Origin of the sequence: Aquiflexum gelatinilyticum (assembly GCF_024813435.1) — a bacterium.
In the GTDB taxonomy this organism is placed as follows: Bacteria; Bacteroidota; Bacteroidia; order Cytophagales; family Cyclobacteriaceae; genus Cognataquiflexum; species Cognataquiflexum gelatinilyticum.
In genome coordinates, this window is the sequence record NZ_JANAEZ010000004.1 from 232,186 (window position 1) to 257,010 (window position 24,825).

Annotated in this window: 21 protein-coding genes; 12 read left to right on the top strand and 9 right to left on the bottom strand. The window is 39.5% G+C overall.

Annotation, left to right across the window (positions count from 1 at the left end; genetic code table 11):
- Positions 1 to 11: 11 nt before the first annotated feature.
- Together NK987_RS11415 and NK987_RS11420 are read right to left on the bottom strand one after the other, a co-directional pair.
- Positions 12 to 2,807 (bottom strand): carboxypeptidase-like regulatory domain-containing protein, encoded by a 2,796-nt coding sequence (locus tag NK987_RS11415; protein WP_259263944.1) that lies wholly within the window; start codon positions 2,805 to 2,807, stop codon positions 12 to 14.
- 197 nt (positions 2,808 to 3,004) lie between these two features.
- Positions 3,005 to 5,821, bottom strand: coding sequence for a TonB-dependent receptor (locus tag NK987_RS11420; RefSeq protein ID WP_259263945.1), 2,817 nt, complete (start codon positions 5,819 to 5,821; stop codon positions 3,005 to 3,007).
- A gap of 231 nt (positions 5,822 to 6,052) precedes the next feature.
- On the opposite strand from NK987_RS11420, the gene NK987_RS11425 reads away from it, so the two are divergent.
- The 6 genes from NK987_RS11425 (at position 6,053) to NK987_RS11450 (ending at position 14,433) form a co-directional block, all read left to right on the top strand.
- Positions 6,053 to 8,521 (top strand): TonB-dependent receptor, encoded by a 2,469-nt coding sequence (locus tag NK987_RS11425; RefSeq protein WP_259263946.1) that lies wholly within the window; start codon positions 6,053 to 6,055, stop codon positions 8,519 to 8,521.
- Complete coding sequence (locus NK987_RS11430) at positions 8,518 to 9,594, top strand: DUF4249 domain-containing protein (protein ID WP_259263947.1); 1,077 nt, start codon at positions 8,518 to 8,520, stop codon at positions 9,592 to 9,594. The genes NK987_RS11425 and NK987_RS11430 overlap by 4 nt, the downstream gene beginning before the upstream one ends.
- 53 nt (positions 9,595 to 9,647) lie before the next feature.
- Positions 9,648 to 10,727, top strand: coding sequence for a DUF4249 domain-containing protein (locus NK987_RS11435; RefSeq protein ID WP_259263948.1), 1,080 nt, complete (start codon positions 9,648 to 9,650; stop codon positions 10,725 to 10,727).
- Between the two features lie 45 nt (positions 10,728 to 10,772).
- Positions 10,773 to 11,837 carry a DUF4249 domain-containing protein gene (locus tag NK987_RS11440; protein WP_259263949.1) on the top strand — a complete coding sequence of 355 codons (1,065 nt, stop codon included), beginning with the start codon at positions 10,773 to 10,775 and terminating at the stop codon, positions 11,835 to 11,837.
- A gap of 168 nt (positions 11,838 to 12,005) precedes the next feature.
- Complete coding sequence (gene dnaK, locus NK987_RS11445) at positions 12,006 to 13,934, top strand: molecular chaperone DnaK (RefSeq protein ID WP_259263950.1); 1,929 nt, start codon at positions 12,006 to 12,008, stop codon at positions 13,932 to 13,934.
- Between the two features lie 124 nt (positions 13,935 to 14,058).
- The gene (locus tag NK987_RS11450) at positions 14,059 to 14,433 is read left to right on the top strand and encodes a co-chaperone GroES (protein WP_258424292.1); all 375 of its coding nucleotides are present in this window, start codon (positions 14,059 to 14,061) and stop codon (positions 14,431 to 14,433) included.
- Positions 14,434 to 14,447: 14 nt separating this feature from the next.
- Here NK987_RS11450 and NK987_RS11455 read toward each other — a convergent pair whose 3' ends face one another.
- From NK987_RS11455 to rocD, 7 genes are all read right to left on the bottom strand, one after another.
- Positions 14,448 to 14,771 carry a hypothetical protein gene (locus NK987_RS11455; RefSeq protein ID WP_259263951.1) on the bottom strand — a complete coding sequence of 108 codons (324 nt, stop codon included), beginning with the start codon at positions 14,769 to 14,771 and terminating at the stop codon, positions 14,448 to 14,450.
- Positions 14,772 to 14,867: 96 nt separating this feature from the next.
- On the bottom strand, positions 14,868 to 15,167 hold the full coding sequence (locus tag NK987_RS11460) for a hypothetical protein (protein ID WP_259263952.1): 300 nt from the start codon (positions 15,165 to 15,167) through the stop codon (positions 14,868 to 14,870).
- A 301-nt stretch (positions 15,168 to 15,468) separates the two neighbouring features.
- Positions 15,469 to 16,641, bottom strand: a complete 1,173-nt coding sequence (locus NK987_RS11465) for a porin (RefSeq protein ID WP_259263953.1) — start codon at positions 16,639 to 16,641, stop codon at positions 15,469 to 15,471.
- A 127-nt stretch (positions 16,642 to 16,768) separates the two neighbouring features.
- Complete coding sequence (locus NK987_RS11470; RefSeq protein ID WP_258424289.1) at positions 16,769 to 18,073, bottom strand: ammonium transporter; 1,305 nt, start codon at positions 18,071 to 18,073, stop codon at positions 16,769 to 16,771.
- 728 nt (positions 18,074 to 18,801) lie between these two features.
- Complete coding sequence (hemB, locus tag NK987_RS11475; protein ID WP_259263954.1) at positions 18,802 to 19,770, bottom strand: porphobilinogen synthase; 969 nt, start codon at positions 19,768 to 19,770, stop codon at positions 18,802 to 18,804.
- 56 nt (positions 19,771 to 19,826) lie between these two features.
- A complete protein-coding gene (locus NK987_RS11480) occupies positions 19,827 to 20,480 on the bottom strand; it encodes an HAD family hydrolase (protein ID WP_258424287.1) in 654 nt (217 codons plus the stop codon).
- A gap of 117 nt (positions 20,481 to 20,597) precedes the next feature.
- The gene (rocD, locus tag NK987_RS11485) at positions 20,598 to 21,872 is read right to left on the bottom strand and encodes an ornithine--oxo-acid transaminase (protein ID WP_259263955.1); all 1,275 of its coding nucleotides are present in this window, start codon (positions 21,870 to 21,872) and stop codon (positions 20,598 to 20,600) included.
- 88 nt (positions 21,873 to 21,960) lie between these two features.
- On the opposite strand from rocD, the gene NK987_RS11490 reads away from it, so the two are divergent.
- The 6 genes from NK987_RS11490 to NK987_RS11515 all read left to right on the top strand — a co-directional run bounded on the left by NK987_RS11490 (position 21,961) and on the right by NK987_RS11515 (position 24,726).
- Positions 21,961 to 22,119 (top strand): C1orf53 family protein, encoded by a 159-nt coding sequence (locus tag NK987_RS11490; protein WP_259263956.1) that lies wholly within the window; start codon positions 21,961 to 21,963, stop codon positions 22,117 to 22,119.
- Between the two features lie 342 nt (positions 22,120 to 22,461).
- Positions 22,462 to 22,704, top strand: coding sequence for a 50S ribosomal protein L28 (gene rpmB / locus NK987_RS11495; RefSeq protein WP_113925164.1), 243 nt, complete (start codon positions 22,462 to 22,464; stop codon positions 22,702 to 22,704).
- Positions 22,705 to 22,738: 34 nt separating this feature from the next.
- Positions 22,739 to 22,921: a 50S ribosomal protein L33 gene (gene rpmG / locus NK987_RS11500; protein ID WP_113925165.1), complete on the top strand. Its 183-nt coding sequence runs from the start codon at positions 22,739 to 22,741 to the stop codon at positions 22,919 to 22,921.
- A gap of 45 nt (positions 22,922 to 22,966) precedes the next feature.
- Positions 22,967 to 23,119 carry a DUF4295 domain-containing protein gene (locus NK987_RS11505; protein WP_258424284.1) on the top strand — a complete coding sequence of 51 codons (153 nt, stop codon included), beginning with the start codon at positions 22,967 to 22,969 and terminating at the stop codon, positions 23,117 to 23,119.
- Positions 23,120 to 23,209: 90 nt separating this feature from the next.
- Entirely contained in the window at positions 23,210 to 24,166 is a 957-nt protein-coding gene (gene ftsY, locus NK987_RS11510) for a signal recognition particle-docking protein FtsY (RefSeq protein ID WP_259263957.1), read from the top strand.
- 104 nt (positions 24,167 to 24,270) lie between these two features.
- Entirely contained in the window at positions 24,271 to 24,726 is a 456-nt protein-coding gene (locus NK987_RS11515) for a hypothetical protein (protein ID WP_258424282.1), read from the top strand.
- Positions 24,727 to 24,825 lie beyond the last annotated feature (99 nt).

The following is a 24,825-nucleotide window of genomic DNA, read 5'->3' on the forward strand; positions in this document are numbered from 1 at the left end:
AGGATCAATAATCAATTGACCGGAATTTCAAACACCCGGTAAAATGGCAAGCCATCACTGCTGATGCCTTCAATTTTCAGCAGCATATTTTTGGTAGACTTGGGGATATTGACCGAAAAATTAAATGTTTCATTCTCCGAATCTGTTTGGGCTGCGGGATTCCAATAAATTGTAGGCCGGGATTCGGGAATTTCGGAACCAACTTTTTGAACAGGGAATTCTTTGATAGGAGTATATCCTCTCATTTTAAAAATTTGAAATTCATCGCTGTTGAAAACCCTGTCGGCATTTTCTTGATTCCGGCTTCCCTTTTTTGTTTTGACCATAATGACTCCTGCAAATCCTGCCATTCCAAATTGTGCCGCATTAAATGTATAGACCTCGACAGATTCAACTTCTGCTGCTATAAAAGTCCTCAAAACATCATTGGTCGTCTCACCTGCATCGGTAAAATACCTGTTGCCGTCAATGATCAGAAGCGGTTCTCCTGCATTGAGACCCCAATTGTAATTGCCCATTCCCCCACCGGGCATGTTCATGGATACAATCCCATCCAAAGTAAGTTGGGGGAATCTTTCCAAAAACTCCGGACCTATACTCCTATCTCCGGGTCCATATCCGTAGTTTTTGTCCTCCAACGTTTCCTTTTTCTGATCTTCCAAAACAAATTCCTCCAACTCAAAGTAATCTCCATCCAAAATATCAAGTTGCCCCATTTTGGATTTTGACCGAGTTTCCAATTGAAGCTTAGGCAAATCCGCACTCACCGACGGCCTTATTTTTTCAGAGATCGACACCTCTCCAAATGACTTTCGGTTAATGTTCAAAGCAGCAATGGCAACTTCTGCCGAATCAGTAAATGAAAGTCCTGTTGCCCAGAAATATCCGGTTGAATCAGATTTTATAATCCCAAAATCTTCCATCTCTCCCAAAACAACAGTCAGTGGCACTGCGAGCGGTTTGTTTTTTTTGTCCGAAAAGTAGCCTTCCAGTGAAATCCCAAATTCTATATTGTGTTTTTCCTCCGGAAAATCATACTCTGCGAGTTCAGTTCCTATCCAGTCTATTGCTGTTTCAATGGTATGTTGCTCTCCGATGAAAGTGGCCAAATCCGCATCAATCAGTGAAATACTGAAATTGCCTTCCAATAAAGTACTGTCGGGGTCCTGTACAGATAGGCTGATTGTAGCTATATTGAAGAGTTCCTCTCTTTTAATCTCTGAGGAAAATTGGATAGAAACTTCTTCTTCACTTTGATCTTTGGTCAGCCAAATATCCGATGCCACCACCTCCCTATCCCCGCTTATGAGAGGCAACGGTTTGTAAAAGAAATCCGTCTCAGGAAAATTTCTCATCCAATTGGTATATGCTCTGATGGTATAATTACCTGTTGTGATTCCTGCAGGCAGCTGAAGTTGTCCTTTTGCTAATCCCATTGCAATCGGGAAACTTTCTATCAATACCGGCTCTTTATTGTCATTAAGAAGCTCAACATACAAAACCCTGCTAAGCGAATCTTGAAAAATTGAGTTTTGATAAATCATTCTAGAAGAAAACCAGACTGTTTCTCCCGGTGAATAATAGGGTTTGTTAAATGTCAGATAGGGTTTTTCACGGAGGTTGTTCCATTTATCTCGGTCTATCTGACTGCTGTCCACCTCAGCCAACAACTTCAAGTCTTCCAGATCCGGTCTGAAATCATGAGGCAAAGACCTTGCAACACGCTCCCTTGCTACATATCCGGAAAGAATCAACTCCCTTGGGTCCATCAAGACACCATTGGCATCCACTTCAAATCTACAGTTAGGCGCATTGATCCAAGAGATGGGATGAGATCTATTTGTGTAATAAGTGCTAGGCCAGTATTTTTTGGTAAAATGCACTTCTACATTTCCTGGCCATTCCATTATGAAATTTCCATTTGGCAAAATTGCAGTTACCAAAGAATCCAAAGGAAGTGGCAAAAGTGAACTGCCTATCTCCTGATCAAAATCATTGGTCCGCTGTGTCGATGCAATATTTTGCACTATAAATGCTTCAAATCCCTGACTATCGGCTTCATTGCGTACCAACGAATACAAAAGGTGTCTCATTGACCCAAAAAAAGCCGAATTCCGGCTTTCATTCCAATTCTGTTCATCTGCATTTGGCGGAGTTTCTATTTCCCCAAAATTGACAAGACCATAATATTGGAAGCCATTCTTTGTCTGAAGGTATTCCTGAAGGTGATAGTCAATCTCATAGCCAAGTGCTCTGTTTGCCACTGTGATGGGTTCCGAAGAACTTGCAGCAAGATATCTGCCCAATCCCTCTGCTTTTCCTTCCTCAAAGTCGATGACCCAAGGATTGAGTATTTCATTCTTTTTGAAAAAAGGATCATCCGGTACGGCGAGAAAAACCCGCTCAAATTTGCGCAGATTCCTTTCCCAAGCTTTGTCCCTTTTGGCAGAAAGAGAGACCTCGTCAAGTTGGTCCTCTTTTGGAGTCAGTTCAAAATTGACAGTAACCTGATTTCTCCCGCCAAAAGCAACCTTCCTGTACTTTGTAAAATACCCTACGAAAGAAGCCACAACTTCGGGATTTTGGGGCAGGGAACCACTGATTTTAAAATTCCCGTCGATATCAGTGGTGCTTCCCAAAGTGGTATTGTTGATAAAAACATTGGCAAAAGGAAGGGCTTCACCGGTCTTTTCATCCACTACCTTGCCTGATATTACCTGCGCTTCCAAAAAACCATAAACTAACATACCCAAGATAAGAAGGGTCAATTTTGCTAGCTTATTTGGAAAAGCAAATTTCATAATCATTCAAGATGGAGTTTTGGAGACTCAAAGGAAGAGTTTGAAAGATAAAAAAATCCATAATATCTCCACCCGAATAATTTAATTTAGAAGGGAACTTTAGAAAATAGACCAATATTTTTATTGAAATCGGCGTATTTGGGTCATTTTCATAATCAGCATGGACTTGATTTTGGGATAAATGACTATGTCAGCTTACAATTTCAGTTGACCGGAATTTGAAAAATCCGGTAAAAAGGTAAACCGTCGCCACTCATGCCTTCAATCCTCAAAATCATGTTTTGGGTAGATTTTGGAAGATTGACTGAGAAAGTAAAGGTTTCATTGTCCCTATCGGTTTTGACATTAGGATTCCAATAAAGTGATGGTCTAGACTCGGGGATTTCAGATTCAGCCTTTTGAACGGGGAATTCCACGACAGGAGTAAACCCTCTTATTTTAAATATTTGAAATTCTTCATTGTTGAAAACCTGGTTTGATCCCTGAGGATCCCTTGACCCTTTTTTGGTATTTACCATGATGACTCCTGCAAATCCCGCCATGCCAAACTGGGCAGCATTGAAAGTATAGACTTCAATGGATTCAACTTCAGCAGCTATGTAAGTTTTTAAAGCCGACATCGTAGATTCCCGGCTATCCGAAAAATAACGTACGCCGTCAATGATTAAAAGTGGTTCTCCGGCATCAAGTCCCCAATTAAAATTACCCAATCCACCTCCCTGCATGTTCATTCCGACAATTACATCAAGTGTTTGCTCCGGAAATTTCTCCAAAAAATCAGGACCTATACTCCTATCTCCTTCACCATAACCATAGTTTTTTTCCTCCATGGTTTGCTTTTTTTCCCCTTCAAAGAGGAACTCCTCCAACTCAACATATTTTCCATCAAAAATATCAAGCTTTCCAATTGTGGATTTTGGCCTGGTTTCAAATTGAAGTTTGGGCAAATTGACCATAACTTCCGGTCTCAAAGGCTCAATGAGGGAAATGTTTCCAAATGACTTCCTTCTCTGGTTTAATGCCGCTATCGCAACCTCAGCCGAATCGGTAAATAAAAGCCCTGTCCCCCAAAAATAACCTGATGTATCAGACTTAATCACACCAAAATCTTCCATCTGTCCTAGTACCACTGTCAATGGGACGGACAATGGTTTTCCTTCTCTGTCTGAAAACATGCCTTCCAATGAAATCCCATATTCGATATTGTATTCTTCCTCCGGAAATTCATAATCGCCAAGCTCAGTTCCAATCCAGTTTATATCAGTTTCTATCGTATTTTCTTCCCCGATAAACTTTGCCAAATCCGCATCGATCAGGGAAATACTGAAATCCGAATCCACAAAAGAACTGTCTATATCCAAAACCGAAATATTGATGTTGGCCTTATTGAAGAGCTCTTCATGGGTAAAGTCAGTTTTCAACGCAATGGAAATTTCCTCCCCTTCCTGGTCGGAAGGAATTACGCCTGTGGAGGAAATAACTTCGCGGTCAGCTGAAATCAAGGGTAATGGCTTGTAAAAGTAATCTGACTCAGGATAGTACCTCATCCAATTGGTGTAGGCACGGACGGTATAATTTCCTGCTTTGAGGTCAGGCCCTAATTGAAGCTGCCCTTTTGACATACCTTCCCTAATCTCAAAAGTTTCCTGAATCACCAATTCTTTCTTTTCATTGATCAAGTCAACATAAAGTACCCGGCTCATAGAATCTACCAAAAACTGGTTTTGGTAAATCATCCGTGCATTAAACCATGCAGTCTCACCAGGTGTATAATAGGATTTATTGAAAGTCAGGTAGGGTTTTTCCCGAAGTGAATTCCATCTTGTTTGACCCAAAAGCGCGCTGTCAATTTCAGAAAAGAGAGTAAGTTGATCCTTGGAAGGGACGAAATCATGTGGTAAAAATCTACCCACTCTATGTCTTCCCATAAATCCTGAAAAAATGATCTGCCTTGGATCGGTCGGAATCCCATTGGCATCAAATTCAAAATAGCATGTAGGAGACGTGATCCAACTGAGCGGATAATACACTCTAGTGTAGTAATCGTTTGCCCAAGCCTTCTTTCTGAAATGAATTTCTACTCTGTCAGGCCAATAAAGACCAAAATTCCCATTGGGAAGTGTGTCAATTTTTAAGGAATCAAAGGGAAGTTTTTTGATGGAATTTCCCAATTCCTCATGGAATACATTCGTTCTCGTTTTTGGTGGAAAGCTATCTACCAGATATAGCCTGTATCCTTGTCTGTCCGCTTCATTATGGAGAAGTGAATGTAGGAAATGGCGTAAGGATCCGAAATAAGTGGAGTTTCTTTGATCTTCCCAGGATTTCTTTTTTTCGGTGGAGACCGAATCTATTTCATGAAAATTGACCAAACCAATGTATTGGAAAGCGTCCCGTGTCTGGATAAATTCCCGTAAATGGTAATCCAAATTATACCCCAAACCCAAATTCGAAACTTTGAGTGGCTCCGAAGCACTGGCCAACAGGTATTTTGACCCACGGGTTTTACCTTCTTCAAAATCAATAACCCAAGGGTTGAGGATTTCATTCATTTTGAAAAATGGATCATTTGGAACCGCCAAAAAAACCCGCTTGAATTTTTTAAGATTTCTTTCCCATCTTTTATCACGTCTTGCTTTTAGCATTACTTCATCTAATTGGGATTCCTTAGAAGCCAATTGAAAATTGACAACAATTTGAATTCTATTCCCAAATGAAATTTTTCTGTATTTGGTAGTGTAACCGACAAAGGATGCTACGACTTCGGGGTTTTGGGGTAGGGATCCACTGATTTTAAAATCCCCATTGATATCAGTCGTACTTCCCAAAGTTGTATTGTTGATAAAAACATTGGCAAAAGGAAGAGGCTCTCCTGTCTTCTCATCTGTGATTTTCCCGACAATTACTTGGGTTTTTGCCAAAAGGGGGAGCAATAAAAAAACAACAAACAAGTTTGCCTTCATCAATCTTAATAGCCAAACAGAATCTTTTGTCACTTTATTGTCTTTTCTGGTACTCAAAAGAAGAAACTCTAAGATAAAAAAAACCATAATATCCCCACACGAAAAGTTTAATTTACCGAAGCTCAATTAATGATATAGAAAGATATTAATAATTGATTTATACGCATTTCGCCGATTTTTAAAAAAAAGAGCTGAAAAGTCCGCCTAACGAAAAATCCTTATTTATCACAAAAAGGTGAAATAAAAGCATAAATTTACTTGCCTGTAAAACCTATAACCACGATTCAAGTGTCATCAAAAGACCAATATATTTTTTCAAATCCAACCGCTGGAAAAAGTAAATTAAAAAGAGGGATTTACTTTGGACTCACTGTTCTGATCTGGTTGGCATTAAGCATTCCACATCTCTTGGCACAGACTGAATTTACCGAGATAAGGTTTGACCAAAAAAATGCAGAAAAGAGGGCGAAATATTTTGTGACAGGGAAAGTAACCCAACTGGAAACTGGGGAGCCAATTTCAGGAGTTTCGATCCACATCGATGGTTTTTTTGCAGGCAACAACACGGACAATATCGGGCAATATGTCCTTTCCTTGGATTCAGGGCGGCATAGGATTGTTTTTCGCCAATTTGGAAAAAGGCCGGTGCATTATCTCATCCAACTCTTTGGAGACGGACAATTGGACATTGAGCTAGTCAACCTTGATTTTGAACTTGAAGCTTTTACAGTGGAAGCGGAGGAGAGAGACAGAAACATCCGTAGTCCAATCACCGGAGTGACCAAGATGAACATCAATGACATCAAACTTGTGCCTGCGTTTATGGGAGAACCGGATGTATTCAATGTTTTACAATCCATGCCCGGCGTGACTTCGGTGGGTGAAGGTTCGGCTGGAATGAATATCCGAGGCGGTCAGGCAGACCAAAACCTGATCATGATGAATGAGACCATTGTCCTGAGCAACAGTCACGCTTTGGGCTTTTTGTCTTCTTTCAACGGAGATGCACTCCAAAACTTTACTTTATACAAAGGTGCAGTACCGAGTTATTTTGGCGGGCGGAGTTCTTCAGCATTGAATATAGAGATGCGGAAGGGAAACAAAGAAAATTGGAAAGGAAGTGCCTCGCTTGGTACTGCTTTGAGTAAAATCATGGTAGAAGGTCCCATTGTGCCTGAAAAGACCTCTATGATTTTTGCATCAAGACTTTCCAATGCCAATTGGCTATTGGACAAAGCCAAAGAAGTAGACGTTCAAAACAGCAAAATCAACTTTCATGATATCTACCTAGGAGTCAACCATCAGTTTTCTCCCAAAAACAGCTTGGATTTCAACCTGCTCAATACCGGGGATTATTTCAGATTTTCTGATCAATTTGGATTTGAATGGGACAACCTCGTCGGATCACTGACCAGTCGAAATCTCCTTACAGACGATCTTTCTTTGGTAGGGATGGTGGCTTACGGTTCATTTAACAATGGATTTTTTGAGCCTTCCACAATCGATCCCTCCAAAATCGAAAATGGCCTTTACTACTTTCAAGGGAAAATAACGGGATTATTGACCTTGGAAAAAGTTGACATCAACTTCGGAGCGGAAGGAATACAATACCATATGAGGCCTGAATTTCTAAGGCCGCTTACATCCGAATCAGGAATCGTAGCCGAAACAGTTCAAAAAGAAAGGGGCATGGAATACGCACCTTTTATTTCTGCAGATTGGAATCCGACAGAGAACCTTTCTTTTTCAGGAGGAATCAGGTATTCAAATTATGTACAGCAAGGACCTGATTCGATATTTAGGTATGAGGAAGGTGTTCCCATCTCAAGACTGACCATAACTGGCGTCGATTTTATAGAAAGTGGAAAAGTGGTGAAATATAACGGATTTGAACCGAGATTTTCGTTCAGATGGACTTTTGATAAGGTCAATTCCATCAAAGGTGGCTATTCGGTCATGAACCAATACCTGCAAACCATTTCAAATGCAACAGGTCCCACACCTATAGACCTTTGGCAGTTGAGCACAACATATATCAAGCCTCAAAGATCACACAATGCTTCTTTGGGATTTTTTAGAAATTTCAAAGAAGATGAATGGTCAACTTCGTTGGAGGGTTTTTACAGAACCACAGCCAATCAGTTGGAATATCGTGATTTTGCAGACCTCTTTTTAAATCCGCATATTGAAACTGAATTGATCCAAGGGGAAGGACTTGCCTACGGTGCTGAGCTTTTGATCCAAAAAAACAGTGGGGGCATCACAGGTTGGCTGGCGTATACCTTTAGCAGATCACTGGTCCGTACGGTTTCTGAATTTCCTGAGATCCAAGTCAATCAGGGGAATTGGTTTGCCACCAATTTTGACAAACCCCATAATATCTCCCTTGTCACTAACTTCCACATCGGAAGAGGAAGAACTTTCAACACCAACATCAATTTTTCATCCGGAAGGCCCGTGACCGGTCTTTCTTCCAATTATGTCATCGGAGGCATTTTTGTCCCTAATTTTGGAAACAGAAATGAGTTCAGGATTCCTAATTACTTCAGAATTGACTTCTCTTATCTCACCAATGGCTTTGTGCGTACATGGGATGACAAGATCAATTTCAGCGTTTATAATCTGACCGGAAGGAGAAACGCCTATTCTGTTTTCTTCCAAAGGGAAGGAAGAGGACAACGTTTGGTCCCCTATCAAATTTCGATTTTGGGTTCGGCCTTCCCATCTTTCACCTATACAGTCTCTTTTGGAAAATGATTTCACAACTCAAAATAATCATCCGACTGTTTTTGGCATTTTTTCTTTGCCTTTTTTTACCTGCTTCTTGTATTGACAAACTTGATTTTGTGGGAGATACACAAGATGGCCAATTGGTAATCTATGGGTTATTGACAGATATCATAGAAAGGCAGGTGGTCAATGTCAGCAGGACGTCGGCTTTTGGCCTTGGGCCTACCGGTGTACAGAATGCAGAAGTTTCATTATTGACATCTTCCGGTGAAAGATACAGCTACATTCTCAGAGGGATTGGAGAGTATGTTTTGGAAGGGTTTGGTGCTTCAGAGGATGAAAGTTATGCCATAGAAGTAACTGTTGATCAGAAAGTCTACCGATCAAGATTTGAAAAAATGCCGAAAATGCTTGCAGAAGATGTGCTCAGTTTTGAATTTAAAAATGAACCTTTCAGGACCGAATCACCGGAATCGGTATTTACCGTTTATTCAGAGACAACTCTGCCTTCCTCTCAGGATCCTATTTATTTGAGATGGATGCTCGAGGAGACGTACATTTGGCCTTTGACCTATTTGCCAGGAACAGGATTTCCACCTCCACCTCCACCCCCATGTTTTATTTCAGATGTCATAGAGCCAAATAGGCTCAACCTTTTTGATGGTTCTAGTACCAATACAAGAAAAGGGAATTTTGTATTGGGCAAAAGACAGGTGGACAATTCCTTTCTGTATCCTTTTTTTGTCAGTGTCAAACAATTAAGCATCAACCGGGAAGCATATGAATATTGGGGAAAAATCAGAATTGTAGTCAATAACCGAGGTTCCCTTTTTGATACGCCGCCTGCTCCTGTATTTGGAAACATATCCAATGTGGAAGACCGGGAAGAAACAGTTTTGGGGTATTTTGAGGTGGCAAAAACAAAGGTAACCAGAATCTACACCACAAGGGCCGATGTCCCGTTTTACCTAGTCGATCCTTGTCAGTATTTTCCCAATAAACCTGATGACTCCTACGCATCTGAATGTAAAAGCTGTGAGGCTAGAGCTCAGGGAAGAAGGTGGACAAATGATGCACCGGTTTGGTGGAAATTTGACTAGGAAATATTGAAATCCGATATTTGGATTAGAGGGTTCAATGATTGGAGTACGAAATGAAGTATTTTATAAAATATAAAATTACAACCAATTTACTATGTGCGATTCTTCATTCGTTCATTTGCACTTCATGTATTGACAGGTTAGACTTCATTGGAAAAACCGAAGAAGGCCAATTGGTAATATATGGTTTGTTGACTGACAGTGGAGAAAAACAGATTGTGAATATAAGTCGGACATCTTTGCTAGGTTTAGCTCCAATAGGAGTTCCTGGTGCTGAGGTTTTCCTTCTAACGGACTCTGGTGAAAAAATCCGTTATTTTAATATTGGAAACGGTGAATATGAGCTAATCAATTATGAGGTAACTGATAAAAAGCGCTATTCCTTAGAAGTTATTTTTGAAAATAACATATATAGATCCTCTTTCGAGTCTTTGCCCAAAGCCACCGGAGAGGATAACCTTAGCTTTACTTTCAAAAATGAACCTTTCAATAATGAAAGTCCTGAACCGGTATTTACTGTAAGTACAGAATGCACATTCCCCGAAACTCCAGAACCGATTTTTATAAGATGGTTAGTCGAAGAGACATATCTTTGGGAAAGGATCTGGCTACCATGTGTCGGTTGGTGTCCGCCTCCTCCTCCAAATTGTTTTATTTCAGATTTGATTGAGCCCAACAGACTTAATTTATTCGATGGGTCAAATACCGGTACACGAAATACATCCCTTGTCCTAGGCAAAAGGCAGGTAGACAATTCATTTATTTCAATTTTCTTTGTTTCGGTCCGGCAGCTAAGTATCAACAGGGAGGCCTTTATTTATTGGGAAAAAATCAAAATTGCGGTCTCAAACCAAGGCTCGCTTTTTGACATTCCGCCTGCCCCGGTGTTTGGAAATATTTATAATGCAGCTAATCCGAATGAAAGGGTATTGGGCTATTTTGAGGTTGCTAAGGAAAAAATAACCCGAATTTCCACAAATAGAGGTGATGTTCCGTTTTTCTTAAATAGACCTTGTGAATTTATCGTCGGAAAGCCGGCTTCAGAGTACACTGCTGAGTGTATCGAATGTGATGAAAGGGCCGGAGGAAAAAAGTGGACTACAATCGAGCCTCCATGGTGGAATGAAAACTAAAGTTCAATTGGAAAAATTCTGAATTTTTTGACTTTGAAAATGAAGATGAGAAAAATTATCCATGGTTTTAAGTTATTGCTGACGTTGAGTTCTATTTTGATCCCAACAGTGTCTTGCATTGACAGACTTGATTTTTGGCAAGAAACAGAAGAAGGACAGTTAATTATTTATGGATTATTTACAGATAGTGAGGATATCCATACTGTCAAAATCAGTACTTCGGCACCATTTGGCTTCCGACCCAAAGGCGTTTCCAACGCTGAAGTATATTTGCTCATATCTGGAGAAGAAAAAAAAGCATACACCAATACCGGTAATGGTGTATATGAGTTACATGGATTAAAAGCTGAAGAAGGCCAAAGCTATGCATTAGAAGTTGAGTTGGATGGCTCGGTTTACAAGTCAAAATTTCAGGAAATCCCAAAACATGTCGGTATAGATAGCTTAAGTTATAAAGTGGCATATGAGCCATTTAAGACTTCCTTGGATGAGCATGTTTTTAAAGTTTACACCAATTCAAAGTTACCGGAAACTTCGGAACAACTATTTATTAGGTGGATTGTAGAGGAAGCCCATTATTGGCAGTTGTTGTGGATTCCTCCCGGGGTTCCGCCACCTCCACCTTGTTTTATTTTTGATGTGATGGACCCTACCAAAGTAAATTTATTTGATGGAACTGCCACAAATAGCCGAAGTACAGAAAAACTTCTAGCTACCAGGAAGATAAACAATGCCTTTTTGTTTCCATTTTTCGTGACAGTCAAGCAGCTTAGTGTCAACAGGGAATCATTTGAATATTGGCAAAAAATAGAAATCGTTATCAATAATCAAGGTTCTCTATTTGATATTCCACCTGCACGTGTTTTGGGAAACATTGTGAATACAGATAATCCAAATGAGAATGTGCTCGGCTATTTTGAGGTTGCGAAATCCTCTGTTTCGAGGTTTTATGTCACTTCGGAGATTTCACCCATCTACCTCCAGCCTATTTGCGAATACATTCAAGGAAAACCTTCAAATCTGTATTCTTCAGAGTGCCTTAGCTGTGAAGGCCGGGCGGCAGGACGGGATTGGACAAGCATAAGGCCTAGTTGGTGGGTTTACGATTGACCTGACAATTCAACATTGAAACCTGTTGGAATTTTTCCTTCAAATTGGATTTACTGTCATATTATCTGTCAATCTGACACAGAAAACTTTGTTTTAACGCTTGGCACATGAGTTGTCTGATAGCTTTCAAATCAAGGTTGTAATCAATAAATATTAAAATATAATATCATGGGAAAAATCATAGGTATAGACTTGGGTACCACCAACTCCTGCGTAGCGGTAATGGAAGGTAACGAACCAGTGGTCATCCAAAACAGCGAAGGAAGAAGAACCACGCCATCCATCGTGGCTTTCCTCGACAATGGAAACGGAGAAAGGAAAGTAGGTGACCCTGCAAAACGTCAGGCCATTACTAACCCCTCAAACACCATTTCCTCAGTAAAGAGGTTTATGGGTAAAAAATTCTCTGAAATTTCTGAAGAGAAAAAGCATGCTTCTTACAAAGTAGAAAAAGGAACAAATGATACTGTCGTAGTCAAAATCGGAGACAGATCTTATACTCCGCAAGAATTATCTGCCATGATCCTTCAGAAAATGAAGAGTACTGCTGAGGATTTCTTGGGACAAACTGTCACAGAAGCTGTCATTACAGTGCCGGCCTATTTCAACGATGCTGAGCGTCAAGCTACCAAAGAAGCAGGGCAGATTGCAGGCCTTGAGGTAAAAAGGATCATCAATGAGCCCACCGCTGCTGCTTTGGCATACGGTATGGACAAGAAAAATCAGGATATGAAAATCGCAGTGTATGACCTTGGTGGCGGTACATTCGATATTTCGGTTCTTGAATTGGGTGATGGTGTATTTGAAGTAAAATCAACCAACGGTGACGTTCACCTAGGTGGTGATGACTTCGACCAAAAGATCATCAACTGGCTTGCTGAAGAATTTCAGTCAGAAGAGCAAATCGATTTGAGAAAAGATCCAATGGCACTTCAGAGATTGAAAGAAGCTGCAGAAAAAGCCAAGATCGAACTTTCAAGTTCGGCTTCTACTGAAATCAATCTTCCTTATATCACTGCAACCCATACAGGTCCAAAGCACTTGGTAAGAACCTTGAGTAGGGCAAAGTTTGAGCAGCTTACTGCTGATTTGGTAAAAAGGTCAATGGATCCCTGCAAAAAAGCTTTAGCCGATGCAGGACTTAATCCATCAGATATTGATGAGGTGATCTTGGTAGGTGGTTCTACAAGAATTCCAAAAATCCAGGAAGAAGTGGAGAAGTTCTTTGGCAAGAAACCTTCTAAAGGAGTGAATCCTGATGAAGTAGTAGCCATAGGTGCTGCCATCCAAGGCGGTGTATTGACAGGTGAAGTGAAAGATGTATTGTTGCTTGATGTGACACCACTTTCATTGGGAATCGAGACTATGGGCGGTGTATTTACCAAACTGATCGAATCCAATACCACAATTCCTACTAAAAAATCTGAAGTTTTCTCAACCGCTGCAGACAACCAACCTGCTGTTGATATCCACGTGCTTCAAGGTGAAAGAACTTTAGCCAAAGATAACAGGTCTATCGGAAGGTTCCAACTGAGCGATATTCCACCTGCACCAAGAGGTATTCCCCAGATCGAAGTTACATTCGATATAGATGCCAACGGTATACTCAACGTCTCTGCAAAAGACAAAGGAACTGGTAAAGAGCAAAAAATAAAAATCGAGGCTTCTTCCGGTTTATCTCAGGATGATATCGAAAGAATGAAGCGCGAAGCTGAAGCCAACGCCGCAACTGATAAAGCTGAAAAAGAAAAAATCGAAAAATTGAACCAAGCTGACAGTCAGATTTTCCAAACAGAAAAGCAACTGAAAGAATATGGTGACAAGCTTTCTGATGGAAATAAAGCAAATATCAGTGCAGCTTTGGAAGGATTGAAATCTGCTCATGCTTCAAAAGACCTTGCAAGTATCGAGTCTGCGTCTGAAGCATTGAATAAAGCTTGGGAAGCAGCTTCACAGGAAATATATAATGCCACTAATGCTACCCAAGGTGCAGGTGCACAGCCTGGGCCTGATGCCAATGCAGGAGAAGGTGCATCAAATGCCGGCGATAGTGTTTCAGATGTAGATTACGAAGAAGTCTCTGAGGACAAAAAGTAATCCTTAAATAACTCAGAAATGGGACGGCATCTGTATGAAAGTATGGATGCCGTTGTTTTTTGATTATACATTCTTGTTTGCTTGATTGTCTTTTATAATACAATGTTTATTTCATTCCTACTACATGCAACTCACCCCAGATAATAAACTCAAGAAACTTATCATTGTAGGCGATAGGGTTTTGATCAAACTCAAAAAAGCTGACGAAAGGACATCCTCCGGACTATATCTTCCCCCGGGAGTTCAGGAAAAAGAAAAGGTACAGCAAGGCTATATCATCAAGACCGGACCGGGATATCCGATCCCAATGCCTACTGAAGACAGGGAACCTTGGATGGATATCGAAGAAAAAATCCGATATATCCCACTTCAGGCAAAAGAAGGGGACTTGGCCATTTTTTTATTGAATGGCGCCTATGAAGTCATTTATGAAGGCGATAAATATTTCATCGTCCCTCAGCATTCAATCCTGATGCTCGAAAGAGAAGAAGAACTTTGATCCTCACTATAATTTTACTGAACAAACACTTCAACCTGCCTCCCGGCGACAATCTGGAATGTTTTCACCGTACCTCCTGCAACAATCACATAATTCCCCTCCAATAGATCCGAAACAACAAAAGAAGTACCCACTATACCGGTCCTGATCCAGGGATTTATTTGAGGTGAGTTTCCTAAATTAACATATACCTCTGCAGGAGCAATAAAGTACTCGGTATTCACAGGAAAATTGCGGGAAGTAAAAAGGACTGAGCCTGTGACTGGTTGGTCATCCCAATTCACACAGGAAGACAACAAGACCAAAATTAAAATGAAACTTAGTGTTGATAATTTCATAACTGCTAAGTTTTTTATTAAATTTAAAACTAAGTTTCATTAAAGCAAAAAAAAAGGACGGTAAACGTCCTTTTTATTTTTAAATGAGATTAGGAATTAATCTTTTTTCCAAGGTTTTCTGTTTTTGGCTTTGGGACCGAATTCTCTTTCTTCCCGAACCGGCGTGGAAATCAAGGGAGTTTTCACTGTTTCCTGTTCCCAAGCTTTGGCATTTTTAAATGCCGGACCTTGTTGTTCATTTGGAGTAACATTAACCATGGCGGTAGTTTTTTTGGAATTATCTTTCCATGGCTTATAATTTTTGGCAGCAGGACCTTGAAGATCCTTAAATGCCTGAGCGTTTGATACAAATATTGTGAAGAAAAACGCAAGGATAAATAATGGTAACTTTTTCATATTAAAGCGATTTGGGTTTTCTAATTTTCAGTAATATATACGTGAAATTAAAAAATTGTTTGTCCAAAACAGACTTTTATATGTTTTATAGGTTAAAAATAAAAATTTTATACTGTTTATAAATATATCAAAATAGTAAAAATGGATGTTTTTTAACCCTACATAAACCCGAAAAAACATTTTTTTTCAAAAATTACTATCAAAACTACCGATGAGATTGGAATAAATACCAAAAAAAACAAAACCTGCTTTCATTTTGAATGAATGCAGGTTTTGAAAAAAAATTTTAAAATTATCCCGATTAAAAAGAAAATACTGCTGCCAAAAGGAATGATGAAAGGTTTTTAGAAGGATCTAGAGAATTGTTAAGGAATGTGTCCTCGGAAGTAGTATCCATCCTTAATTCAGGTATAAGGGTAAAATTCTTAGACACCTTAACATTACCTGTTAGAGTCAGGGCAAAAACATTTCCATCGCCATCGCTGTTCAAGCCCACAGCACCGTCAATACCAGTATTGAATACTGAGAAATATTCCCCTCTTGCTCCAAGTCTAAATTTGTCAGATACCTGAGACTGAAGGTAAATAGCTGCTCCATAGAAACCCGATGGATCCCCATTAACATCATCAACATTATCAGGACTTGATACAATCTCTCCCGAAGCGATTGTATTGTAAGTAGCATTTACTCCCAAATAAAACTTCTCAGTCAAATTAAGTCCTGAAGTCAAATCTACCTGAAATGTCTTTCCTGCAGATACCTGACCAATATTTAGAGGAAAGTCCAAATCAAAAGTACCATCTTGGTCTCCATATAGGAAATTCAGGTAGGTATTTCCCATTTCTCCTGCATAGCCTAATTGTGCTCCAAATGTATAACTCTCCAAATCATTGAATTCGGTCATGTCAGTGGGATTCATGATGGATGCCATGAAGGATATTTTCTCTGATAAGTCAATATTCGCCTTGATACCTGTATGAGAAAAAGGTCCATAAGAAAACATGTAAGAAGTCGAATAATTGAAGTTGGCTGTAGGGGATATCACTTCATAACCCAGGTAGGTATTAAAATTACCGAAAGTCAGGGTAACCGCATCAGTGACTGTCCAATACACGTACAATTGATTTACTATCTGAGAGCTACCTCCAAATCCTCCTGTATTCATCGGAGATCTGAAAACTGCATCCTCTCCTCTTGGTCCAAAAACCAGGTCAGCTACAACACCGACTTTTTTGCCTTCATATTTGGTGATCAAATTGAGCATGCCAAGCGAGAAACCCGGAAGGTTACCAAAAGATGTATTAGGTGATTGGGCAAATTCACCTTTTGTTGGTCCATTAAAATTTTTGCGAAAATATACGTCTGCAGATCCTGAGAAAGACAATTTACCTTCTTCTTCCTCTTCTTCTTGGGCAATTATTGGTGCAGAAATTAACAATAATAGAAATATTATTAGTGCATGAATATTTTTCATTTTAGTTTTGATTATCGGTTAAACATGATTTAGCTGAAGAGAACCCTGACCCAATCAGAAAGAGAGTCGCGTTTTTTTCCTTGGGCAGGGTTCTTGCTTTATATAATTGATTGTTTGGTTTTCTGACCTATTCGTCAAAAATGATAGTATATCCTCTGATTCCGTGTTCATGTGAATCCAAACCGGATTTTTCATGTTCCTCAGAAACTCTGATTCCCACAGTAACTTTTAGGATGTAAAATATTGCAAATGCCGAGATAAATGCCATTGCCCCGCAGGCTGCAACACCGATCAATTGGGTTACAAATGAATGGTCAGGATTGGTGGAAAAAATTCCAACTGCCAAAGTACCCCAAATTCCGCAAGTAAGGTGGACTGATACCGCGCCTACGACATCATCCAATTTCATTTTATCAAGAAAGACAGCTGAAAGAACTACCAAAATCCCGGCAATGAATCCGATTAGTAAGGCAGATGCAGGAGTAAACACATCAGCACCTGCAGTAATTCCTACAAGTCCTGCAAGGATACCATTAAGGAGCATTCCCAAATCAAGTCTTTTGAATGCGAAATAAGCAGCGAAAAAACCACCAAGTCCTCCGGCGGTAGCACCTAAGCAAGTGATAACAAGAACAGAAGAAACCAATGCAGGATCGGCAGAAAGTACTGAACCACCGTTGAATCCAAACCATCCAAACCAAAGTAAGAATGTTCCGATAACCGCTAATGGAATACTAGCGCCTGGCTTTGAAATGGCTTTGCCATCTATATATTTACCGATCCTTGGACCGACTAATATCACCCCTGCTAAAGCTCCCCATCCACCTACTGAGTGAACCAAAGTAGAACCCGCAAAATCATAGAATCCCATTTCATTCAAGGCACCACCGCCCCACTTCCAACTGCCGATAAGGGGATATACTAAACCCACAAAAATCAACGTGAAAACCAAATAAGCTGAAATTTTAACCCTTTCAGCAATAGCTCCAGAAACAATTGTAGCTGCAGTTGCTGCAAACATCGCCTGAAACAAAAAATCTGTCCAATACGTGTAGCCCCCATTGGCATAACCTACAGTACTGTCTGCATCAGCTGAGCTGAACCAAAACATACTCCATCCATCAGCATCAAATGCAAACCATCCCGGAGTCTCAAATCCAGGATACATCAGGAAAAATCCCACCAAAGCGTAGGTGAGTAATCCCAAAAGAGGAGTGATGGTGTTTTTGAACAGGATATTGACCGTGTTTTTGGCTTGGCCAAAACCGGTTTCAACTCCCGCAAATCCCAAATGCATAATAAATACCAAAGCTGTACAGAGCATCATCCATACATTATTGGTGGTTAGGAGATTTTGTGCTAGTTCTGCCGAGACATCTGTCACGGCCGGCACCTCGCTTACTTGAGCGATCATTGAGTTCATCAACTTCATAGGTTTTAATTTTACAAGAACTGAATTGATAAAATTTTAAATAGGTTTGATTACTTTGAATGGGTTAAATCTAATTACATTTTTTACAAAAAATAAAAGTTCCTGTTGTCAAAACGTTAATTATTCGATGATATAGTTGATTATTTTATATTATTTTATTTATAATACATTAAATTATTCAATTATTATCTTATTTTTTTGTTACCATAAAATGCAGAATATTATTCTGTTAATAAAAAAATGTTTTCCGCAATCGATACCGAAAATCATTAAATAAAAATAATATTCCTTATTAATTATTTTTATAGAATAATAATCTGAAAATAAGTAAAATTATAAAATTTGAACTTTAACAGACTTGGTGGTATGGATTTATTACAAAAAAAAATTTAAAAAAATTTTATTTTTTTTATCAATTGGGTCTTTTTTTTACCATAAAATCAATTTTTTATATTTTTTTAGATCTAGAAGGTGTATTTCTAAACCTGTTTTTATGAATAATATACACTTTAAAAGAAAATTGGATTTTATTTAAACCAATTGATTAATAATACTATCAAAATTCAATGTTTAGCTGAAATTGAAACCATTTCAATCTGAAAATTTAAAATTTTGGAATAAAAAGCGGCAAAAAAGAAAAAAACCTTAGAATTTCATCTAAGGGGTTCTGATTTTAACCTTCCTGTCTGAAAAAAGTGTATTTATAACTCTTTTTGGAAAGTGTTATTTTATTTGACTAAAGTCGCATACTCCTTGGCGAAATAACTCAATATCACATTGGCCCCGGCTCTTTTTATACTTAAGAGTGACTCCAACATTGCCCTTTCCCCATCAAGCCAACCTTTTTGAGATGCTGCTTTTACCATCGCATATTCCCCGCTGACATTGTAGGCAGCAATTGGAAGGTTGGAATTGTCTTTCAATAGCCTTATGATATCCAGATAAGCCAATGCAGGTTTAACCATTAAAAAATCCGCACCTTCATTTGTGTCTAACTCAGCTTCGATCAATGCTTCTCTGTAATTGGCAGGGTCCATCTGGTAGGTTTTTTTGTCTCCCATTTTGGGTGCAGAATCCAAAGCATCCCGGAAAGGGCCGTAAAAAGCAGAGGCATATTTAGCAGTGTAAGACATAATCGACACTTCTGTAAATCCATTTTGATCCAATACAGACCTGATATATCCTACTCTCCCATCCATCATATCAGACGGCCCCAGAATATCCGCTCCCGCCTGCGCCTGTGCCAAAGACATTTTACCCAATATTTCCAGGGTTTCATCATTTAATATCTTGCCATTTTCGACAAGTCCATCATGACCATCCGAACTATATGGATCCATTGCCACGTCCGTCATGACCACAGCTTCCGGAAATGTACTCTTGATTTTATGAATTCCTTTTAAGTAAAACGTCTCATGATTAAAACTCTCAGTAGCATACTTATCCTTTTTATCATCGGGATAAGCAGGAAAAATATCAAATGCCATGATCCCAAGCTTCATACACGCTTCAATCTCTTCCAACATCAGATCCAAAGAAAACCTGTATATCCCCGGCATGGAGGCAACTTCAATCTTTTGGTTGATTCCATTTAATAGAAACATCGGGAAGATAAAGTCTTTGACAGAAAGTCTTGTTTCTTCCACCATATTGCGGACACTTTGGGATTTTCTGTTTCTTCTTGGTCTTATTTGCATAGTATTCTGATTTTGGCAATTCTAATATAAATGTATAGAAATAAAAACCAACCTGATTATCCGGTCAAAGCCAGAACTTTATTGGCATCCATCTCCCTAAAATCTTCGATATAAAGGTCACACACCGGTAACTCCGACTTGGAATGGGAGGACAAAACACCAACCACTTTCATCCCTGCATTTTTGGCAGCGGTGACGCCAGAAAATGAATCTTCAAAAACAACACATAAATCAGGTTCGACCTGCAGGTTAAATGCTGACTTGAGGTAAACCTCCGGATCGGGTTTGTGTTTGGTTACGTCTTCGCTTGCCAAAATGGACTCCATCCTGTCCATCAGAGACAAAGTGCCGGCAATCAATTGAAGGTTGGCAAATGGAGCGGAAGTGGCTACCCCCGTCAAAAAATCATTGACTTTGAGTTGATGGAAGAAATCCTGAAAACCTGCAATAGGATCAATTTTGTCCCTGTATATTTCCCTGAAGAGGCCTTCTTTCTCATTCTCCAATTCCAACAGTTCCTCGCCGACAATTTTTCTTCCGAAAAAGTGACTCATTATATAGGAGTTACTTTTGCCGTACATATGCAGTTCAAATTCTTCCTCTGTGGGGTACATGTCTCTTTTGGCAAAAAACTTCTTGAAAGCCATCGAATGGAATGGATTGGTATGGCAGATAACGCCATCCATATCAAAAATAACTGCTTTTTTCATGGATTAATAGGTTTTTATTGTATTGGCAAAGCTAACAAAAGGACATTAAAAACCCTCCGGGACCGCTATTTCTCCCGGAGGGTTTCTATTTCAATTAATCTAAATCTGCTAAAATGTCTATTTTTCAAACTCTTTGACCACTTTCTCGATGATATCGCAGCAGTCGTGCAGCTGCTCTTCAGTCATGACCAAAGGCGGCGCAAAGCGGATGATGTTGCCGTGGGTGGGTTTGGCGAGGAGACCGTTGTCTTTCAAAGAGACGCACATATCCCAAGCGGTGCTGCTGTCAGGTGAGTCGTTTACCACCACAGCATTGAGTAAGCCTTTGCCTCTTACGAGTTTGAGTATTTTGTATTTTTCTACCAAAATCTGCATTCTTTCTCGGAAGATTTTTCCGAGTTTTCGTGCATTTTGGGCTAATTTCTCATCTCTAACCACTTCAAGCGCTGCTATGGCGACTTTCGCTCCCAAAGGATTTCCTCCAAAAGTAGATCCATGTTGACCTGGCTTGATGACATCCATGATATGATTGTCAGCCAGTACAGCTGATACAGGATAAAATCCACCGGAGATGGCTTTTCCCAAGATCAACATGTCAGGTTTTGTATAGGTGTCTTGCTTTTCGCAATGCCCTTCGCAGGTACAGTTGCCACAAACCGCCAAAAGCGAACCTGTCCTTGCGATTCCTGTCTGAATTTCATCTGCAATTAAAAGGACATTTTTAGCTTTGCAGGCCTCATATGCATTTCGGATAAAGTCTTCTGCCGGAGTATAAACTCCCGCTTCACCCTGTATCGGTTCAACCAAAAAAGCAACAACATTTTTATCTTGTAAGACTACTTCAAGTGCAGCAATATCATTGTAAGGGATTTTTACAAAACCCGGAGTATATGGTCCAAAGTTTTTTCTGGCATTGCCATCTGAAGAAAATGAGATGATGGTAGACGTCCTGCCATGAAAGTTATTCTCTGCAACAACAATGACAGCTTGGTTTTCCTCTACTCCTTTCTTTTCATACCCCCATTTTCTTGCGATTTTCAACGCAGTTTCCACTCCCTCTGCACCTGTATTCATCGGAAGGACTTTTTCAAAGCCAAAGTATTCCGTGATATATTTTTCAAATGGCCCCAAAACATCATTATAAAATGCCCTGGAAGTCAAAGTCAAAGTACCTGCCTGCTCGATCAAGGCATCTTTGATCCTTGGATGACAATGCCCCTGATTCACGGCAGAATATGCTGACAGGAAGTCATAGTACTTTTTACCTTCTACATCCCAAAGGTAAACACCCTCTCCTCTAGACAAGACCACCGGCAAGGGATGGTAATTGTGGGCTCCATATTTATCTTCCAAGGCAATAGCTTGGCTGCTTGAGTTTATTGTTTCAATCATAATATTTGTAGATTTGCTACCCATCAAGGATAAATTTCACCGCTCACAGCGATCTGGCAAATATAGTAAATGCCTTTAGGATTAAAGAATGAATTCAAAAAAGAAGCCTGCAGAACCCATGAAGCTGATTCCGGGGGATTATTATTTGAATGAAAAAGGTCTTATGGTATTTACAGCTCAATACCACCTGAGAAGGGGCTATTGTTGCGGCAACGGCTGCAAGCATTGTCCGTATGGGGAAAAGTGATTGGGTTATTTGGTTATTGGTTATTTAAGTTGTAGTGGTTGCATTTGTTATAATGGTTTTAATTGTTGTGAACTTCGGGCCTGCAGACATTAGAAGGTTTTCGAATCATCAGGTCTGGTTTCTTCATTTTTGACTTTTAGATTAATTTTTGAGCAATCCACTGAATACTGAGACTGGCTACTGATTGATTGCTTCTTGCTTCTTGAATCTCGCCTCTTGCTTCTCAGATGAAAATGAGAATTTTACTGAATATTTTTGGAGGTGAGTATTGGTATTTCAGCTAAAAGTCCGATATTTGCAAACTCAATTGAAAAAACGTCTATACAATTACGATCATATATCATGGCAAAAGTTTGTGACATTACCGGCAAGAGACCTCAAGTAGGTAATAATGTATCGCATGCGAACAACAAGACCAAGCGTAAATTTTATCCAAATTTACACAAGAAAAGCTTCTACATCCCTGAGGAAGATGCTTGGATCACTTTGAAGGTTTGTACCAAAGCTTTGAGAACAATCAACAAAAAAGGAATCACTCCTGTGTTGAGAGAAGCCCAAGCAAAAGGATACGTTATCATTAAATAATCAGATCAGGTTTACCATTTAAATATATACAGCGATGGCTAAGAAAGGTAACAGAGTACAAGTGATCATGGAGTGCACCGAGCACAAGGCTACAGGCCTTCCAGGTACTTCAAGATACATCACTACCAAAAACCGTAAAAACACCACTACAAGACTTGAATTGAAGAAATTCAATCCTATCTTGAAGAAAATGACGGTTCACAAAGAAATTAAATAATTTAGGACCTAGGTTGCTTCCGGCAACGATATAAACCTTGAAAATATGGCTAAGAAAGTAGTAGCAACCCTGAAAAAAGAAGGTGGAGTAACATACGCCAAAGTGATCAGAGCAATCAAATCTGAAAAAACCGGCGCTTACACCTTCAAAGAGGAAATGGTTCCGACCACGATGGTTCAGGATACCTTGAAAAAATAATTTCATTGCACTTTTTGCAATCGAAAGTCCCTTCAAGTTAAGTCTTTGAAGGGACTTTTTTGTTATATTCGGACTTTAAAAATCACAGACATGGGAATTTTCGGTTTCTTTTCGAAGGAAAAAAAAGAAAGCCTTGACCAAGGTTTACAAAAATCCAGCGAAAACATTTTTTCTCGGCTAAGCAAAGCAGTCGTAGGCAAATCCAAAGTAGATGAGGAAGTATTGGATGAGTTAGAAGAAATCCTTATCACTTCTGATGTAGGGGTAGATACTACCATCAAAGTCATCAGAAGAATCGAAGAAAGGGTATCAAAGGACAAATACCTCAATACAGCCGAACTAGACGTAATCCTTAGAGAAGAGATTATGGGTCTTTTGGAAGAAAACCAAAGCACCGACCTATCAGACTTTGACCTACCTGCAGACAAAAAACCATATGTCATCATGGTAGTGGGTGTCAACGGAGTGGGCAAAACAACTACTATCAGCAAATTAGCGCACCAATTCAAACAAGCAGGAAAGTCAGTGGTTCTTGGTGCTGCGGATACATTCAGGGCGGCTGCTGTGGACCAATTGATCCTTTGGGCAAAACGTGTCGATGTACCTATCGTATCGCACGGTATGAATACTGATCCCGCTTCAGTGGCTTTTGATGCGGTAAAACAAGGGGTTGATACCAATGCAGACGTAGTGATAATAGATACTGCAGGCAGGTTGCACACCAAAGTCAACTTGATGAACGAGCTGACCAAAATCAAAAGGGTGATGCAAAAATTCATTGACGATGCGCCGCATGAAGTTTTGCTCGTATTAGATGGATCCACAGGTCAGAATGCCTTTATCCAAGCGCAGGAATTTACCAAAGCGACTGACATCACAGCCCTTGCCATCACCAAACTCGACGGAACTGCCAAAGGTGGCGTCGTGATCGGAATTTCAGACCAATTCAAAATCCCTGTCAAATACATTGGTGTAGGTGAAAAAATGACTGACCTTCAGGTTTTCAACAGAAAGGAATTTGTGGATTCACTTTTTAAAAAGAAGTAGCGAGAAAATCTAAGGCCTCTTTGAGTTTCTAAAAATTGGTTCCTTAATACAAGAAAATAGGATATGAAGCAGAACCTCAAAATGTTCTATTTTAACTTGAAACAATGAATTACAAGACGTTTTTTCATTATGTAAGCTATGCACAATACCCATTAATGCTTCTGGGAATGTATTTTGCTTTTAAGCCATACCTTTATGGACTAGATTACCTTAAAGATAATCCTGAGGTGATGTTTGATAACCTTAATTCGGTTTTGATTTTCATGGGTTTAGGAATAAGTTTCTCTTCATTACAAGATACCTCCAAAACTCAAAATGAGTTATCCAAAAAAATATGGCAAAATCCTCGAAAGGGAAAAATTGCAATTATCATAATTAGCCTGTTTATCCTAATTCTGCTGACCTCTGGATTGACAGGGTTTTATTTCTCTGAAACCGGAATTTTAAAAGATTTATCTATTGGAATTATAGTGTTAAGCCTGGGAATGTTTGGTCTTTTGAAGGCTGCAATCGAAATGTTTGAAAATCACAGAGCGGATAAGAAAATCAACAATATATGATTTGTCAACCCTTATCCTTAAAATAAGTCTCCTCAAATATCGGTTATTGCCTCCTCTTTCATTATACTAAATTGCTTTCTTGATATTCAGTCATAAATA